We start from the raw sequence: 15,990 nt of genomic DNA on the forward strand, positions 1-15,990 counted from the left end.
TGAACGACAAAACCCGGCATTGCTGCCGGGCTTCAACTCGAATTCGACAGCCTTGTTAAGGGTTCAGCCCGCAATCTGCAGATTGACGGCCTTGGGGCCCTTGCCGCGGCGATCCGGCTCCGTGTCGAAGCTTACCTTCTGATTTTCCGTCAGACCGGCCAGCCCGGAGGCTTGAACGGCAGAAATGTGAACGAAGATATCGGCGCCGCCCCGGTCCGGCTTGATGAAGCCGAAGCCTTTGTCGGTATTGAAGAATTTTACAGTGCCAGTCTCTGCCATGCGTCAGGTCCTTTTCTCTCTGCCCGCCATCCACACGGGCAGCATCATAGCATTGCCTCCTTGCGGGAGGCGTTGGCAGGCAATTCTTGAAATGTGAGAAAAAGGTCCCCTCTACCTCGGCCTGCTCCAGGCAGGACTTTCGCCCGCCATTTTCGGAACCGGCTGACCGGGATAATTGGCGTTCCCGGCGCGCAAATACTTAAGGACTTCCCATGCTCGCAAAATGCCCGAACGCGCTGAGAGTGCTGCGTTAAACGAATTTTGGCAAGCAAAAGTTTTTTGCCGTGTCGTTCGAGGCACGGCTGCCCGGATATCCAATTTGCGCAAAAACGCAAAATTTCCTTCGCCGATAGGGAATGATTAACGTTTTATATCGTCTGCAATATAAATTTCGAGCAGATTTTCCCAAAAGTGCAACGTGAACGCGTCTTTTCGGTTCCGACAAAAATTTTTAAAAGACGCCATTCGCCCATATTTGGACGCGTGTTCAGGTGGCTGGCAGGCGTCGCCGAGCGAATCCGGGTACGAGTTCGACTACAAGCATAGCGATAAACATGAGCGCGCAACCTGCATAACCGGTGGCCGGCATCGTCTCGCCGAGCAGCAGGGCTGCGAGCGAGGCGCCGAAAAGCGCTTCGGAGGAGAGGAAGATCGCGGCCTGCGAGGGCGTGGTGTAACGCTGGGCGATCACCTGCAGCACGAAGGCCAGGCCCGAGGAGAAGATGCCGACATAGAGGATCTCGGGTCCTGCCGTCCATATCGCCGATAGGGTGATCGGTTCGAAGGCTGCGGCCATCGCGAGCGCGCAGACCGCGGTGACGGCGAATTGCGTGGCCGAGAGCGCGAGCGGCCTTCCGGTCGCAGAAACGGTCGTGCCGGCAAGGGTGATCTGGATTGCCCAGAAGACGGCGCAGCCGACGGTCAGGAGATCGCCTGATGTGAGCGCCGAGAGATGGCCGCCGGACAGGAGATAGATACCGGCGACGGCCATCAGCGCGCCCGGCCAGATGATCCAATGCGGGGCGCGGCGCAGGAAGAACACGGCAATCAGCGGCACGAAGACGACATAGAGGCCGGTGATGAAACTGGAATTCGTCACAGTCGTGGTCTGCAGCCCCACCTGCTGCGTGACTGCGCCGCTGAAGAGGGCAAGGCCGGTGAGGATATAGAGTTTCGCATGGCGTGCGCTTGTCTTCGCCTTGGATTTGCGCGCTTCAAAAACGACGAAAGGCAGAACGGCCAGCGTGGCGACGGCAAAACGCAGGGCGATAAACCAGAAGGGGCCGATCGCCTTCATCGCCGTCGACTGGGCAACGAAGCCGCCGCCCCAGATGGCGGCTGCGAGCAATAGCAGGAGGTTCGCCTGGGCGCGCGTCATGTCGGCCTCGATGGGAAAGGGTGCGCCCGAGCGGTTAGCCGTTGCGTTTCCTCCAGGCAAGGGTGAAGACTCATGCCTATCGGCGGAGATGACAGGATGCGACACGAAGAAAGCCGGCTGGCCGGCGATGCGGCAGCGACGTCCGGGGCCGGCAGGATATTCAGGCGGGCCGCTCGCCAGCAAGCTCGGCCTTGGACGTGGGCAGGCGGTTGCTCTTCTCGGCGTTCCCGAAACGATTGGCGACATCCATGGCTTCGAGGGTTTTGCCTCGGTCACTCTTGCGCTTCCGGAGACGCCTCGGCGGACGTTCGACTATGTGCATCTGTTTGTGACCGAACGCGCTGCGCTGGAGGCTGTCGCGGTTAAACTCTTCGGTGTTCTCAAGCCGGACGGCATGCTCTGGATCTCCTGGCCGAAAAAGAGTTCGCGGGTGCCGACCGATATCACCGAGGACGTGCTGCGAGAGACCCTCCTTCCGACCGGCCTTGTCGACGTCAAGGTCTGCGCCGTCGACGAGATTTGGTCCGGGCTGAAATTCGTCATCCGCAAGGAGCTGCGCGGGGCTTTGTGATCTTTCAGCCGTTATTGGCCTCGGCGCGCGAAACCCTGAGCAGCGCACCGTTATCCTCATCCGTCACCATCAGCAGCGCGCCATCGGGCGCGACGATGACATCGCGGATGCGGCCGTATTCGCCCTCGAACAGGCGTTCCTCGGCGACGAAGACGCCGCTCTCGTCGCGCTGCATGCGCGAGAGCAGCTGGAACTTCAGCGCTGCGACGAGGAAATTGCCGTCCCATTCCGGAAACATGGCGCCGCGATAGACGGTGAGCGCGCCGGGGGCGATCGATGGATCCCAGTAATGCAGCGGCTGTTCCAGCCCCTTTTTGGCGGTGCCTTCGCCGATCTCGGCACCGGAATAATCACGGCCGTAGGTGATGATCGGCCAGCCGTAATTCTTGCCCGCCTCGGGCTCATTGATCTCGTCGCCGCCGCGCGCGCCGTGTTCGACGGTATAGAGTTTGCCGTCCATGGTATCGAAGGTGATGCCCTGCGGGTTGCGGTGGCCTTTCGACCAGATTTCCGGCAGCGCCTTGCCGCCGTCCTTGACCGGATTGTCGGCCGGGATACTGCCGTCGGCATTGATGTGGATGATCGAGCCGGCATCGTCCCGCCAGTCCTGCGAGCGGTCGCGGTCGCCGCGGTCGCCGACGCTGATGAACAGCGAACCGTCGCGGGCAATGGCGATGCGCGAGCCGTACTGGATATTGCCCGAGGTGAAGCGCCGCATGGTGAAAACAGGTGTCACGGCATCGAGAACCTTCTCGTCGGCGGAAAGCGTGGCGCTGAAGGCCTCGGTGCCGGAGCCCTGTCCATTGGCGATTGCGGCGGTGAAATAGAGCTTTCTCGATGTCGCAAAGTCCGGAGCGAGCGCAACGTCCATCAGGCCGCCCTGGCCGCGGGCGCTGACCTTGGGCACGCCGCCAATCGGGTCGGAGACCTTGCCGTCGCGGATGATGCGCATGCGGCCCGGCCGCTCGGTAACGAGGTAGGCGCCGTCGGGCAACACCTCGACCGCCCAGGGATGGTCGAGCCCGTCGGCGAGCTTTTCGACACGGACCGTGGGGCCTTGTGTATTGACCGTATCGGCGGCATCAGCCGATGCGGTGCCGAGCAAGACCAGCGCTGCGGCGAAATGGAAGGCGGACAGTCTCTTCATCTTGTATCCCCGTCGTCTCTCCAGCGTCAAACCTGGAGCGGACGGGGGAGGGGTTCAACCCTCATTCGGCCTGCAATAACGGCTTTGTGTTTGCCGGTTGAACGGAACCGGTCGCTTGTCCATCGACCAGTTCGGCTTCCAGGATGTAGCGCAGCGGCCCGCGTTCGGTCGCGTCGAAGGGCCAGCAGGTGGTCAGCACCAGGTGGCGGCCATCGGAGGCGGGATCGATGCCGCTGGCATCCCAGGGAGCGATGCGGCCTTCGCCGGCCTTGAAGGTCAGGACCTTGCCGTCGCGGCGGGTGACTTCGATGGTGTCGCCCGGCTTTATGTATTGCAGCCAGCGAAAGTGGGTGTCGCGATGGGCGGCGATAACAGCGGTGCCTTCATCGCCTGGCTGCGGCGTGTTGGCGAGCCAGGCAGGACCAAAGGCGAGAGCTTCGCCGGAAGCGCCGGAAAGCACGATCGCCTCCTTGCCGAGGCGCGGTGCCCGCACTTTGGCCTCCGTGGTGAAATCCGCCCAGGGCCAGGGTTTTGTCTCCTGGCCCTCAAGTTCCGCGGCGAAGGCGCGTTTCAGCAGGATCTGGGAGAGCTCCGCCTTCGCCTTCAGCAGGAAGCCGTCGCCGATCAGCGCCAAGCCGTAAAGCGCGAGGCCGGCAATGGCAACGGCGATCGCTTTCTCGATCGAGGAAAGACGCCAAAGGAAGAAACCCTTTCTCTGGCGCGCCTTCGGCCGGTCGTGGGCCATGGCGGCGGCCATGGCGAGTTCCAGATAGGTCGGAAGCGGCTCGAAGTCGGCCGCTTCCTCGTTCCGGCTTGCTAGGAGCCTAGAGGCCATTTGATTTGGCTCCGACCGCGATCAGGCGCTTGATGCGCCGGCGCCAGACGGCGAGCCCGCTTGCGGCCGTCAGCGCCAGGAGCAGCATGGTAAGCCCGCGGATGATCTGCTCGTCGGCGCGCGTCGCGGTCTGCGGCAGGTTCACGGTCGAGCTTTTCTGCGCGATCATCGTCGCGGCCTTGGCGGTCGGGGCTGCGGCCATCATGTTTGCGATCTCAGGCGACACGGCGAGATCCCCTGTTCCGGCCGCGCCCTGCTGCGGTCCGGCGTTTCCTGCAGGGGTAACGGCGCCATGACGTTCTCCGCCGCCGGGAGGAACAATGTTTTCGCCGAAGACCTTATCGAAGTCCCAGCCCTCGGGCAGGTTGAGCGGCAGCTTCGCCGAGCCGAGCGGCTCGCCGGCCGGCCGAGACGGGGTGACGTCGACGGCGACGAGGCTGGTGAGGCGGGAGACGAGATGGTGGGCGAGCGCCACCGTCTCGATATCCTTGTCGAGCCCGGCCGGATCCTGACGCTCATAGGCGCGGGCTTCGAAATCGTCGATCTTGCGCCGCGCCCAGAGCTTGGAGATGCCGCTGCCGTCGGCGGCATTGGCGATATCCATTTCGACGCGCCAGGGCTGGTCGCCTGTCTTGCCGACGATCTCAAGCTTGCCGGCGGGCTTGTCCGCAGGCAGTTGCGCGGTGAGAACGACGGGTTCGCCGCTATAAAGGTCCGGCATCGGGTTCGGCGTGATGTCCTCGGCTGCGATGCCTTCGAAATGCGCTGATATATCGGTCATGGCGGGGTTCTGCAGCTTGGCGAAAAGCTCGCCCATGCGGCTTGCCACCTGATCGGCCGAGCCGATCTGAGTGAAGGTCCCGCGGCCGATTTCGGCGGCCTTGGTCATGAAATAGGTGTTCGGCGCCGAGCCGATGCCGACGGTGAAGACGCGGGCATCGCCGCGGTTTGCGGTGATTTCCTGGAAGAGCTGCTGTTCGTTGCCGATCGCACCATCGGTCAGGAACACGACCTGGCGCAGTGCCCCGGTCGCGACCGGTCCCTGATTGCGCAGCGCATCCTCAAGAGCGGGCAGCATTTCCGTGCCGCCGTCGGCAGTCAGGCCCCTGACATAGGCGATCGCCTTTTCGCGGTTGTCAGGGGTGGCGGCGACGAGGCCCTTGAAATAGTCGGTCATCGTGTCGTCGAAACGGATGACGTTGAAGCGGTCGTCGGGGTTCAACTTGGAAATAGCAAGGGCCAGGCTCTGCCTTGCCTGCTCGATCGACGGGCCGGACATGGAACCGGAATTGTCGATGACGAAGACCACTTCGCGTTTGGCCGGTGGCGTTGCTGCATCCGGCGCCGTGGGCGGAGTGACGAAGGCGAGCAGATAGGTCTTGCCGTCCTTGACTTCACGGAAGAGGCCGGCACTCGGCGTCTTGCCCGGAGCAGCCTTCCAGATAAGCTCGAAATCCTTGTCGGCGGGAACGGCGTCCCCCTTTAGGCTGATCGTTCTCGCCTGGTCGCCGTCCTGGCGGATATCGACCTCGTGGAAGGAGGATTTGACGTCGCCGAGCACGAAGCCGGCCTTGAGGTCGACGGTCAGCGAAACCGGATTGATCCTGGCGTTCTCGCGCGGATCGAGCACCGGCGCTTCGATCTTCTCGCGGTTTTCCACCGGATCGCGCGGCGTGGCGAAACCGGCGCCGTTGTTGAACTCGACGGTCTGGACGATCGGTGCCGGATTGTAGCGCGGGGCGACGACCATCGGGAAGCGCAGCGAGAACTCGCCGCCCGACTGGTGGACCGTCTCCTGATATTCGATCTGCACGACGATCTCTTCGTCAGGCCCGATATTGGCGACCTGGTTGGTGAAGATGTTCGGCCGCTGCTGTTCGAGCAGCGCCGTCTTCTTGCCCTCGGCCTTGGCCTGCTCGTAGATCTCGCGGGCTTCCTGGCGCGGCTTGATCTGGCCTTCGATGAAGCGTTCGCCGATCTGCATCTTCAGCGCGTCGACGGCGGAATTGTCCGGCAGCGGGAAGACGTAGGTGCCCTCGACCCAGCCCTTGCTCGGGTTCTGGAAACGCTGCGTCACCCTCACCCTGGCGACGGGGCCGGAGACATCGATGGCGACATCGGTCTTCAGCCGCGGCGCTTCGACATAAAAGCCCGGCTCCTTCGACGGGAAGAGCAGCGAGCCGCTGTTGACGTCGTTCGGCCGGACCAAGGCCACGAGTTGGCCGGATGCCTGCTGCGTCTCGGCGCGGGCGGTGGAGGCAAGCCCCAGCATCGCCGTGACACAGGCGACAAAGGCGGTGACGGCGACAAGAAATGAAATGGAAATTCGGCGCGCGCGGATGCGCCCTATGGCATATTCATCTTCCAGAAACATTGGCATACCCTCAATAACCAATTTCGGATGAGAGAATGATGCGGCTTCGATCTCGGCGCGCTCGCGACCGAATTGCGGCGCGGCGCGGCATTTGTTGCGGCTTATTCGTGGCGATGACGAAATCCGACGATCTGTCTGATTTCAAAAGACATAGGTGACAAAAAACGCGATCGTCGCACCCGCGAAAGTGTCGGGTGCGGTCGAGGGTGTCGCCGACTGTCCGCTACTGTTGCATCTCTTATGGACGGGTGATCCTGTAGATCAGCAGATCATCCGAATCCGTAAGCTTGATTGCGGTCCTGTCCAGATAGTCGATAACCCCACCATGATGCTCGACGAACAGCCGGTCCTGCTTGTCGATGGCGTTCTTGGTCACACCGAACAGATCGGCGCCCTGCGCGCGCAGTTCTTCGAGTTGTGCGATCGCGGTGGTGTCATCCGCGACGAATTTCGACCATTCGGTATCGCCTCCGCCGGGCGGGAATATCCAGCCGCGCGCCCTGCTGTAGTAGACTGCGACGGGATCGCCCACCTCGGGCGCGATGGCGACGACGAGGTCGCCCGGTTGCGCCAGCCGCGCGAGTTCCTCGCCAAGCAGCTTGCCCTTCATGGCGATCGGCTTCTTCATCGTCCTGACGAGGGGAAAGGTCGACCAGACAAGCGTGACGGCCACGATGCAGACCGAGCGAAGCGCGACCGCCGGCGCTGGAACGATTTTCGATGAAAGCGTTGCCAGAAGAAGCGCGCCGTGGCCGCAGAAGATCGCGATCGGCACATGGAAGATGTGGAGGTTCCACACATTGCTGGTGATCTCGCCCGCCGCCGCCAGATAGAGGACCGTGGCCGCGGCCAGCCACACAGAGGGAATGGCCGAAAGGATGCGCTGCTTCCGGTCTTCGGCGGGTTTCGGCGGCATCCACAAGCCGATGGCGAGCAGCCCCAGGAATGGATAGCCGTAGAACCACAAGACCGAGGTGTTCCATAGCGAATTGACGTAGAACCTGTCCCTGACGTAGGCCCAGACGCCGTAATCCCAGATATAGCCGCCGCTGCCGGCCATATGAAACGGCGGATAGCTGCGAGCGAGATAGATCGCCCAGCTGAAATAAGCGCCTATGATGGCCAGGCTCAAAAGCCCCGACAGGAAGACCCAGGCTGCCTGCCTTCGCTTGTTCTCCAGAATCCAGCAGACCATCAGATAGAAGATGACGGCGCCGGCAGCGATGCCTGGTGGCTTTGACAGCACGCCGAGCGAGAAGCTGACCGTGGCGAGCGGCAGGAGCCAGCCGCTGCCGCCGGCCCAGTATTTGGCAAACAGCCAGACGCCGAGGGTCACCAAGGCCAGCATCGCGGGATCGGGAAGAAACGAGCTGTCGATCATGACGGCCGCCGGCATCAGCGCGTAGGCAAGTGCCGCCGCGTGGGCGTGCATCTCGTCCCAGCATAGCGCCGTCAGCCTGTGCAGCGAAAACACCGTCACCACACCGAAGAAGGCTGCAACCACGCGGCCGAACCAGTCGTGCCAGCCGAAGAGCTGGTAGAGCAAGGCTGTGAGATAGCTGACGATCTGGAACTCGCGGCCCTGATAACTTGGTCCGGGCCCGGTCCAGCTGACCTCCGGAAAGAAGATGTTCCAGCTGCGCTCCCGGAAATTGTCGGCCATCATCGCGGTGCTTATCTCGCGCCAGCTGAAGCCGTCGACCAGCGGCAAGGTGATCTTGTGGAACCTGAAGACGATGGCAATAAACAGGATCGCCAGCAGGATCGCCGTGTCGAGGTTGAGGTAGTTGCGAGCAGCCATGTGCCGGTCGCTGGTCTGCTGCGGGTATTGCCGACCTTCGGCCTCATTCAATTCCGGGTCGTCCGGCAGGATACGCGCCGGCATCGGATCGAGAAGAGGATTAGGCTGAACGGGATCTCGCGGTCGGCTGCGGGGCGGCTTTGTCATGGGCGCAGTTCATCAGCAACGCCTTAAAAAGCAATTCGCCCAGATTGATTATTGACCGGGCGCTGCAAGCATTACCGAAGAGCACGGCGGGCCGGCTCCCCGGTGCGGCGAAACGATCAATAAGAATCATTGCCTCCATCACGCCTTTGCGCTTGAAATGCCGTCATACATTGGACATAGAGCTAACCGCAGAACTCCGGTCCCGGCTTTCTGCCTGTTTCAACCAATAGGACCGATATCATGGCCTTCCTTGCCGATGCTCTTTCCCGTGTGAAGCCTTCAGCCACCATCGCCGTTTCCCAGAAAGCGCGCGAGCTGAAAGCAAAAGGACGCGACGTCATCGGCCTCGGTGCGGGTGAACCGGATTTCGATACGCCCGAGAATATCAAGACGGCCGCCATCGACGCGATCAACCGCGGCGAGACGAAGTACACGCCGGTTTCCGGCATTCCCGAACTGCGCAAGGCGATCGCCGCCAAGTTCAAGCGCGAGAACGGCCTGGAATATTCCTGGGAGCAGACGATTGTCGGCACCGGCGGCAAGCAGATCCTGTTCAACGCCTTCATGGCGACGCTGAACCCCGGCGACGAAGTGGTCGTCCCGGCGCCTTACTGGGTGTCGTATCCCGAGATGGTGGCGCTGTGCGGCGGCACGCCGGTTTTCGTTTCCGCCACCCAGGAGCATAATTTCAAGCTCCAGGCCGCCGATCTCGAAAAGGCGATCACGCCGAAGACCAAGTGGTTCATCTTCAACTCGCCGTCCAACCCGACGGGTGCGGCCTATACGCATGCCGAGCTGAAGGCGCTGACGGATGTGCTGATGAAGCATCCGCATGTCTGGGTGCTGACCGACGACATGTACGAGCACCTGACCTACGGCGACTTCAAGTTCGTCACGCCTGTCGAAGTCGAGCCCAAGCTCTACGACCGCACGCTGACGATGAACGGCGTCTCCAAGGCCTATGCGATGACCGGCTGGCGTATCGGCTACGCCGCAGGTCCGATCCAGCTCATCAAGGCGATGGACATGATCCAGGGTCAGCAGACCTCGGGTGCGACGTCGATTGCCCAGTGGGCGGCCGTCGAAGCGCTGAACGGCACGCAGGATTTCATTCCTGCCAACAAGAAGATCTTCGAAGGCCGCCGCGATCTCGTCGTTTCCATGCTGAACCAGGCCAAGGGTATCGTTTGCCCGGTGCCGGAAGGCGCCTTCTACGTCTATCCCTCCTGCAAGGGCTTGATCGGTAAAACCGCACCCTCCGGCAAGGTCATCGAGACCGATGAGGATTTCGTTTCCGAGCTTCTGGAATCGGAAGGCGTTGCCGTCGTTCACGGCTCGGCCTTCGGCCTCGGCCCGAACTTCCGCATCTCCTATGCGACCTCGGAAGAGCTTCTCGAAGAGGCCTGCCGCCGCATCCAGCGTTTTTGCGCCGCCTGCAAATAAGCGGACTGCGATAGTGTCGATCGAAGGCCTGCCGGTGACGGCGGGCCTTTTTAATTGCGGTGACATTGACGATGTGGCTGCATGTAGCTACATTTTGTGGCATGAAGACCGTTTCGATCCGCGACGCGAAGAACCGCCTGACCGAGCTTGCCCGCGAGGTCGAGGAAGGCGAGACCATTGTCGTGACGCGCAACGGCCGCCCGGTCTTCGATCTCGTGCCACATCGGAAGCGCGGTGGCTTGGACCTGGAAGCCGGTCAGGCTTATCTTCGTGCGCGGGGCATCACCAATCCTGTACCGTTCATCGCGGATGATTTTGATGATCCGCTGCCGGAGGATTTTCTCCTGAAGCCTTTGCCGTAGCGATGAGGCTTCTCCTCGATACCCATATCGTTCTCGCGATCCTGCGCAAGGACGTGGGACAACGTTTCCCGGAGATCGCGGCGCTGCTTGGTGATAGCAAGACCGAGGGCTTCGTCAGCGTCGCAAGTCTCTGGGAAACGGCGATCAAGGCTCGTCTGGGAAAGCTGGATCCTGGCATGCCGCTTGAAGACATCGCGCGGTCTCTCGAAGAAATAGGGCTGATATTGTTGCGGATCGAAATTCAGCACGTCATCACCGCCGCCGACCCGGAGCCGGAGACGCGCGATCCCTTCGACCGATTGCTGCTGGCGCAATGCAAGGTCGAGGGCCTGCAACTTGCGACAGTCGACCGCCTGCTCGTCGATCATCCGCTTGCGCTGCGACTTTAGGCTCATGTCCCGATTCAAAGCCTTAGAGCGTTGATTCCGCTTTGCCTCGCAAGCCGTTGAATTCCGATTCAAAACGTGACGAGGAGCGACGGTTCGGCTGGTGATCTGCGGTTGCGGGCGGCCGCCAAACCCACTAGATATCCGGCATCAAGTTTAAGTTGCCGCTTCGGGGGGCCGGGATTTTGCAGCAGAGTGCCGTCATCGTCTGTTCGGATGTCAATATGCTGCCGGCTGCCTGCTGCACGCTGCTTTCCGTCAAGCGCAATCTCGGCGGTCCTGGCGTGGAGTTCCTGCTTCTCGGCATCGACCTCAAGCCGAACGAGATCACCGAGGTCGGAAATTTCGCGCAGCGGCACGACATGGCGATCGCCGTGCTGCCCTATCATACGCCGGAGACGGCAAAGCAGGCCCGGGGCCGCTGGTCGGCTGCGACGCTGGCGCGGCTCTACATGGATCTGCATATTCCTGGGAATGTCGAACGCCTGCTATACCTCGACGCCGATGTGCTCGCGGTGGCATCCGTCGACGAACTCTTCGCGCGGGACCTCCAGGGCAAGGCGCTTGCCGCGGTCGACGATTATGTCATGGCCTTTCCGGAGAAATCAGGCGCCCGGCAGCGGAAGATCGGCATGCGCGAGGGCGGACGATACTTCAACGCGGGCGTACTGCTGTTCGACTGGTCGGCCTGCCGGGCGAAGGGGCTATTTGCCAGGACACGGGAAATCTTCGAGGAGCGGTCGCATCTGTTCGAGAATAACGACCAGGACGCGCTGAACGTCACGTTCGACGGCGACTGGCTGGTGCTCGATCCGCGCTGGAACACGCAGACCGGGCTCCTGCCTTTCGTCGCCCGGCCGGCGATCCTCCATTTCACCGGCCGCAAGAAACCGTGGCAGGCGACGGTGCCCTGGGTGCATCGCCGGATGGCCAGGCGTTATGCCGAGGATCTCGGCAACACGCCCTGGGCGTCCTTCTGCAGGCAGCCGTCGGCTGCCGGCCGGATCGGCGGCTTCCTCTCGCATGTGGGAAAGCAGATCGGCGGGCTGGCGCGGCTGGCCCGGATGCGCGCCTATTTCAGCAACAGCTAGCAAGGCGCGTCCTTGGAAAGTGCATGTGAGCCGATATGGAATCGATCCCCAGTGATACGCAGAAAATAGCCGCCGCCGATAGCGGCTTCAATTTCCTGACGCCGGACGCGTGGACGGCGCTGCTGTCGCGCTATTCCCACATCGTGCTGGTGGCAAACAGCGAGGCGGTCGATTTGGAGCGGCTCAGAAGCGAGTTGCCGGAGACGGCGCTCTACGTCTTCTTCAACAATGTCTACAAGGTGCTCGACGAGCCCTTCGCCGGTCATGCGGTGCTGGTTGCCCGCAGCGGCGTGATGGGCGCCAATATCGTCCACCGGCGCGAGGTGGCGGATGTCCTGCGCTTTTTTGCCGGCGGTGATTTTCTGGGTGTCGTCAACATCCGCGTTTCCCCCGAGGAGAACTTCAGCGAGGAGAGCCGCTTCAACGGCACCGGCGCCCGCCATCTCGACATGACGCAAATGATCCGAGATCTCTATCCGGCAGGCAAGATCGCGACGAGCGGCTTTGCGATGGCGCTCTGGCTCGCCGACCTGCAGCTGCCGGGCAAGATCCTGCTTGCCGGCTTTTCGGCAAAGAGAAGCGAGAAGTGGAAGGTCTTCGACGTGCACGATTGGACGTTCGAGCAGATTTTCCTGCGGCTCTTTGCCAGGATGGGTACGATCTCGATGATCGGCGGCGTCGATGCCAGCCCTTATGCGGCGCTCGCCAAACGCTTTCCGCAGGTGCCGCCGGTCGAGATCGCGATGACGGCGGCCGAAGTCCTGTCCGAGCGGCTTCACAATGCGAACAGCCAGATCGACCGGCTGATGTCCGTCACCAAATCCATCCGCGCCATCGAGGGTTTCTTCCGGCGTTTCAAGCCGAAAACCCGCAAGGAGCGTTTCCTCGAAAAGTCGAAGGAATAACGTTCAGACACCTGCCGATAGGTGGGTGCCAAAGAACTCTTTCCACTATCGGCGTCGGTGCGCCGGCTTTTAAAGCCCCAGCGCCGTCAGCATGATGAAAGTGGCGAAAAGAATGAAATGCGTCATGCCTTCGATGGCGTTGGTCTCGCCGTCATTGAGGTTGATCGCCGCGGCAATCAGCGTGATCGTCACCATCACCGTCTGCACCGGGGTCATCGCCATGATGAAGGGCTGGCCGGTATAGAGCGCGATCGCCTCCATGACCGGCACCGTCAGGATCACGGTCGAGAGCGAGGCGCCCATGGCGATGTTGACGGTCGCCTGCATGCGGTTCTTAAGTGCTGCCCTCAAGGCGGTCAGGATCTCGGGGGCAGCTGAAATCGCCGCGACGACGACGGCGGTCACGGCGATCGGCGCGCCGCTGTCGCGCAGACCCTCGGCCATGAAGGCGGCCATGAACTCGGCCAGCAGGCCGATGATGACGACGCCGACGAGAATGGTGGCGATCGAGATTGCGGCCGACTCGTCGGAGCCATGCTCGTCCGGGCTTTCTTTCTTCCGCTCGGAACGTGGGTAGCTGTAGCTGAAGAAATAGCTGTGCTGGCCGACCTGCATGCGCAGGAAGAGACCGTAGAGCGCAATCATCGCGACGATGGTGAAGGCGGAATAATAGTGCCATTTATCGCCGGGCACGAATTCCGGAACGATCATCGAGATGCCCATGGCGGTCAGGATCATCACGCCGTAGGTCTTGCCCGAATTGTCGTTGTAGGGCTGTTCGCCGTGCTTGAGGCCGCCGAGCAGGGCGGCGAGACCCAGAATGCCGTTGATATCGAGCATCAGGGCGGAATAGATCGTGTCGCGCACTAGCGTCGGCGAACTCTCTCCGCTCATCATGATGGCGAGGATGATGACCTCGACAGCGACGGCCGACAGCGTCAGGATCATCGTGCCATAGGGATCGCCGACCTTGACGGCGAGCAGTTCGGCATGATGGGCAACGCGGATCGAGGCGAGAACGATGGTGCCGACCAGGGCGGCGGCGGCGATGAGCGCGACACCGCGTCCCATCTCGATCACGGCGTGTTCCAGGAGATAGGCGACGGCGGCAACGGCAAGTGCGGCGACCAGAAACTTCTCTTCTTTCAAGCGTGACGCAATCCCCACGTCTTAGCTCCTGTCCTGATTTATGCACCTTATCTAAGTCACTGATTTCGCATATCAAGCAGGCTGCCATCCAGGGCCATTTGCAGTCTTTGGCGTTTAATGGAATACTGAACGTTATCGGGGCCGGAAAGCAGATCGCGGCGTCCTCGAATTCTCGTCAAGCGGCCGCGATGATCCGGATCCTGTCCGGCAGCGTGCGAATGCGCACCAAAGATGAGGAGACGGATGCATGATCAAGGTGGTCTACGAAGTCGTGCCGCATGACGGCGGTTGGGCCTACAGGCTCGGAGGCGTCTATTCCGAGGCATTCCCGACTCATGCCGAAGCGCTTGAAGCTGCGCGCATCGTTGCGGCCGAACAGCAGGTCGGCGGCGATTCCGCCGAGATCAGTTGGCAGGACGAGAACGGCAAGTGGCATGAGGAATATGCCGAAGGCGGCGACCGGCCGGAAACCGAGGTGGTGGACGCCCAGTGGAAGGATCGCGCGGCCGGGGCCTCGCAAGGCATTTGACGTCAACGATCGTCTGCCAATGCTCGCGCGACGATTGCGTCGACGAATTCGCGCTTGTGCGCGGTATAACTGTCGCCATCCATCCTGAATTCACCTGCCAGCCTGCATTTGAGCGCGGCATATTCGGCCGCTGCCTCGGGATGGGCTATGAGATAATCCCGGAAAGCCAGCCTGTCTCGATGGGTGCCATTGCCGGCAGGACATAGGTAGACCCGCTCCCGCGGCACCGAACCTCTCGATAGAAATGCCCAGACCTCGTCGTCATAACGATTGCCGCGCGGTTCGTAGCCTTCCGCCAGAAGCACAGCGGTAGCCTCCCCGATATGCCCGAGGCCGGGAAGAACGATGTCGATATCGATCAGCGGCTTGGCGGTCATGCCTGATATGGACGTGCTGCCGAAGTGATCGATGGAGAGCGCCTGCGGCAGCAAGACGAGCAACCTGTCGCGGATGCGCCGGAACGCCTGCGGCCATTGCGGATCGTAGGGCACGAGTTCAACCGGATCGTGGCTCATCATCTTTTTCCGCTACAGGGCCTCGCGTCCGATAGGACAGCTTTCCGGTTGAAATTTGCGCATGATTCTCTTCGAAAATCGATTCCGGATCTCGGGGTTATGTGCCGGTCGAATATCGGTGATAGTCCTGAAGCCCCTTGACCAGGGCGTCGAAGGTGGCGCGGCAGCGCGGCGAGGTCTTCAGGCTCTCATGCATTGCCACCCAGGTGCCCAGCGGGATCCTGAACGCATCGGGCAGGAGGTGAACCAGATCGGGATTATCACGTGCGAGCCCGATCTGGCAGAGACCGATGCCGACGCCGGCGCGGATCGCCGAAAGCTGGGCAAGATTGCTGTCGGTCCTGTAGGAGAAGTCGATGCCCGGCACTTCATAGCGTTTTGTGACCATGCGGACATAGGCGGTCTGCCGGTCGAAGCCGATGAGCCGGTGGTTTGCGAGATCAGCCAGGGTTTGTGGAATGCCGTGTCGCTCGAGATAGCGGCGATGGGCGTGGAAACCGAGCGGGATATCCCCGATGCGGCGCACGACGAGCGCACCTTGCTGCGGCTCGGCCATGCGCACGGCGATATCGGCCTCGCGGTTCACCAGATCCTCAATCGCATCGGAAGCCGAGAGCTCGATCTGGAGTTCGGGATAGGCCTCCTGCAGCGGTCCGAGAATCCCAGGCAGCACTTCGACGGCGATGACCTCGCTGGCGCTGACCCTGACGGTTCCCGCGACGCGCTCGCGCTCACCGGATGCGGTGCGCAAAAGGGCGGCGGTGGTTGCGGCCAGCGTCTCGGCATAGGGCTTCAGCGCCAAGGCGGCATCGGTCGGCAGCAGCCCGTTCGGGGATCGGGTGAAGAGTTCGGCGCCGATTGCCGTTTCCAGTGCGTCGACATGGCGGCCTATGGTCGGCTGCGTCAGCCCCAATTCGCGGGCGGCGGCCGAAAGCGAGCCCTGCTGAAGCACGGTCAGGAAACTGCGGTAGAAATCCCAGCTCGGTTCGGTGTTCATATATTTTTGTATAGCGGCTGCATTTCTTTCGTCAATTTTGTTTATTCCGGCGCAGTGGCATAGTTCCTCCATTCAATCGAA

The 15,990-nt window shown here is 61.8% G+C and carries 15 protein-coding genes and 1 pseudogene; 7 read left to right on the forward strand and 9 right to left on the reverse strand.

Translation table 11 applies throughout. The features are described 5' to 3' along the window. Positions 1-63: 63 nt before the first annotated feature. Positions 64-279: a cold-shock protein gene (locus tag QMO80_RS19450; protein WP_003561293.1), complete on the reverse strand. Its 216-nt coding sequence runs from the start codon at positions 277-279 to the stop codon at positions 64-66. Between the two features lie 487 nt (positions 280-766). Then, positions 767-1,657: a DMT family transporter gene (locus tag QMO80_RS19455; protein WP_283197961.1), complete on the reverse strand. Its 891-nt coding sequence runs from the start codon at positions 1,655-1,657 to the stop codon at positions 767-769. Positions 1,658-1,753: 96 nt separating this feature from the next. Here QMO80_RS19455 and QMO80_RS19460 point away from each other — a divergent pair. Then, positions 1,754-2,228 (forward strand): annotated as a pseudogene (locus QMO80_RS19460) (DUF3052 domain-containing protein). Between the two features lie 4 nt (positions 2,229-2,232). Here the strand turns inward: QMO80_RS19460 and QMO80_RS19465 are convergent. From QMO80_RS19465 to QMO80_RS19480, 4 genes are all read right to left on the reverse strand, one after another. Further along, complete coding sequence (locus QMO80_RS19465; RefSeq protein WP_283197962.1) at positions 2,233-3,375, reverse strand: PQQ-dependent sugar dehydrogenase; 1,143 nt, start codon at positions 3,373-3,375, stop codon at positions 2,233-2,235. A 61-nt stretch (positions 3,376-3,436) separates the two neighbouring features. Continuing rightward, the gene (locus QMO80_RS19470) at positions 3,437-4,210 is read right to left on the reverse strand and encodes a class GN sortase (RefSeq protein WP_283197963.1); all 774 of its coding nucleotides are present in this window, start codon (positions 4,208-4,210) and stop codon (positions 3,437-3,439) included. After that, positions 4,200-6,584 (reverse strand): marine proteobacterial sortase target protein, encoded by a 2,385-nt coding sequence (locus QMO80_RS19475; RefSeq protein WP_283197964.1) that lies wholly within the window; start codon positions 6,582-6,584, stop codon positions 4,200-4,202. Before QMO80_RS19475 ends, QMO80_RS19470 begins: the two co-directional genes overlap by 11 nt. A gap of 238 nt (positions 6,585-6,822) precedes the next feature. Beyond that, the gene (locus QMO80_RS19480; RefSeq protein WP_283200234.1) at positions 6,823-8,469 is read right to left on the reverse strand and encodes a glycosyltransferase family 39 protein; all 1,647 of its coding nucleotides are present in this window, start codon (positions 8,467-8,469) and stop codon (positions 6,823-6,825) included. A gap of 303 nt (positions 8,470-8,772) precedes the next feature. On the opposite strand from QMO80_RS19480, the gene QMO80_RS19485 reads away from it, so the two are divergent. The 5 genes from QMO80_RS19485 (at position 8,773) to QMO80_RS19505 (ending at position 12,719) form a co-directional block, all read left to right on the forward strand. After that, a complete protein-coding gene (locus QMO80_RS19485; RefSeq protein WP_283197965.1) occupies positions 8,773-9,975 on the forward strand; it encodes a pyridoxal phosphate-dependent aminotransferase in 1,203 nt (400 codons plus the stop codon). A gap of 101 nt (positions 9,976-10,076) precedes the next feature. Continuing rightward, a complete protein-coding gene (locus tag QMO80_RS19490; protein ID WP_283200235.1) occupies positions 10,077-10,337 on the forward strand; it encodes a type II toxin-antitoxin system Phd/YefM family antitoxin in 261 nt (86 codons plus the stop codon). A 2-nt stretch (positions 10,338-10,339) separates the two neighbouring features. After that, on the forward strand, positions 10,340-10,726 hold the full coding sequence (locus QMO80_RS19495) for a type II toxin-antitoxin system VapC family toxin (protein ID WP_283197966.1): 387 nt from the start codon (positions 10,340-10,342) through the stop codon (positions 10,724-10,726). Between the two features lie 182 nt (positions 10,727-10,908). Further along, entirely contained in the window at positions 10,909-11,814 is a 906-nt protein-coding gene (locus tag QMO80_RS19500) for a glycosyltransferase family 8 protein (RefSeq protein ID WP_283197967.1), read from the forward strand. Positions 11,815-11,849: 35 nt separating this feature from the next. Further along, on the forward strand, positions 11,850-12,719 hold the full coding sequence (locus QMO80_RS19505; protein WP_283197968.1) for a 3-deoxy-manno-octulosonate cytidylyltransferase: 870 nt from the start codon (positions 11,850-11,852) through the stop codon (positions 12,717-12,719). Between the two features lie 69 nt (positions 12,720-12,788). Here the strand turns inward: QMO80_RS19505 and QMO80_RS19510 are convergent, their stop codons facing one another. Next, positions 12,789-13,886, reverse strand: a complete 1,098-nt coding sequence (locus QMO80_RS19510; RefSeq protein WP_283197969.1) for a calcium:proton antiporter — start codon at positions 13,884-13,886, stop codon at positions 12,789-12,791. 229 nt (positions 13,887-14,115) lie between these two features. Between QMO80_RS19510 and QMO80_RS19515 the strand changes: the two genes are divergently transcribed. After that, positions 14,116-14,397 (forward strand): DUF2188 domain-containing protein, encoded by a 282-nt coding sequence (locus tag QMO80_RS19515; RefSeq protein WP_116274057.1) that lies wholly within the window; start codon positions 14,116-14,118, stop codon positions 14,395-14,397. A gap of 2 nt (positions 14,398-14,399) precedes the next feature. Here the strand turns inward: QMO80_RS19515 and QMO80_RS19520 are convergent, their stop codons facing one another. Further along, a complete protein-coding gene (locus tag QMO80_RS19520) occupies positions 14,400-14,915 on the reverse strand; it encodes a GrpB family protein (protein ID WP_283197970.1) in 516 nt (171 codons plus the stop codon). Between the two features lie 94 nt (positions 14,916-15,009). Further along, complete coding sequence (locus QMO80_RS19525) at positions 15,010-15,909, reverse strand: LysR family transcriptional regulator (protein WP_283197971.1); 900 nt, start codon at positions 15,907-15,909, stop codon at positions 15,010-15,012. Positions 15,910-15,990 lie beyond the last annotated feature (81 nt).

The sequence above is a fragment of the Rhizobium sp. BT03 genome, assembly GCF_030053155.1.
Lineage (GTDB): Bacteria > Pseudomonadota > Alphaproteobacteria > Rhizobiales > Rhizobiaceae > Rhizobium.

What these genes read in the sequence shown, in the direction of transcription:
- QMO80_RS19450 (WP_003561293.1), bottom strand. Translation starts at nt 279, where the DNA reads ATGGCAGAGACTGGCACTGTAAAATTCTTCAATACCGACAAAGGCTTC.
- QMO80_RS19455 (WP_283197961.1), bottom strand. Translation starts at nt 1,657, where the DNA reads ATGACGCGCGCCCAGGCGAACCTCCTGCTATTGCTCGCAGCCGCCATC.
- QMO80_RS19465 (WP_283197962.1), bottom strand. Translation starts at nt 3,375, where the DNA reads ATGAAGAGACTGTCCGCCTTCCATTTCGCCGCAGCGCTGGTCTTGCTC.
- QMO80_RS19470 (WP_283197963.1), bottom strand. Translation starts at nt 4,210, where the DNA reads ATGGCCTCTAGGCTCCTAGCAAGCCGGAACGAGGAAGCGGCCGACTTC.
- QMO80_RS19475 (WP_283197964.1), bottom strand. Translation starts at nt 6,584, where the DNA reads ATGTTTCTGGAAGATGAATATGCCATAGGGCGCATCCGCGCGCGCCGA.
- QMO80_RS19480 (WP_283200234.1), bottom strand. Translation starts at nt 8,469, where the DNA reads ATGCCGGCGCGTATCCTGCCGGACGACCCGGAATTGAATGAGGCCGAA.
- QMO80_RS19485 (WP_283197965.1), top strand. Translation starts at nt 8,773, where the DNA reads ATGGCCTTCCTTGCCGATGCTCTTTCCCGTGTGAAGCCTTCAGCCACC.
- QMO80_RS19490 (WP_283200235.1), top strand. Translation starts at nt 10,077, where the DNA reads ATGAAGACCGTTTCGATCCGCGACGCGAAGAACCGCCTGACCGAGCTT.
- QMO80_RS19495 (WP_283197966.1), top strand. Translation starts at nt 10,340, where the DNA reads ATGAGGCTTCTCCTCGATACCCATATCGTTCTCGCGATCCTGCGCAAG.
- QMO80_RS19505 (WP_283197968.1), top strand. Translation starts at nt 11,850, where the DNA reads ATGGAATCGATCCCCAGTGATACGCAGAAAATAGCCGCCGCCGATAGC.
- QMO80_RS19515 (WP_116274057.1), top strand. Translation starts at nt 14,116, where the DNA reads ATGATCAAGGTGGTCTACGAAGTCGTGCCGCATGACGGCGGTTGGGCC.
- QMO80_RS19520 (WP_283197970.1), bottom strand. Translation starts at nt 14,915, where the DNA reads ATGATGAGCCACGATCCGGTTGAACTCGTGCCCTACGATCCGCAATGG.
- QMO80_RS19525 (WP_283197971.1), bottom strand. Translation starts at nt 15,909, where the DNA reads ATGAACACCGAACCGAGCTGGGATTTCTACCGCAGTTTCCTGACCGTG.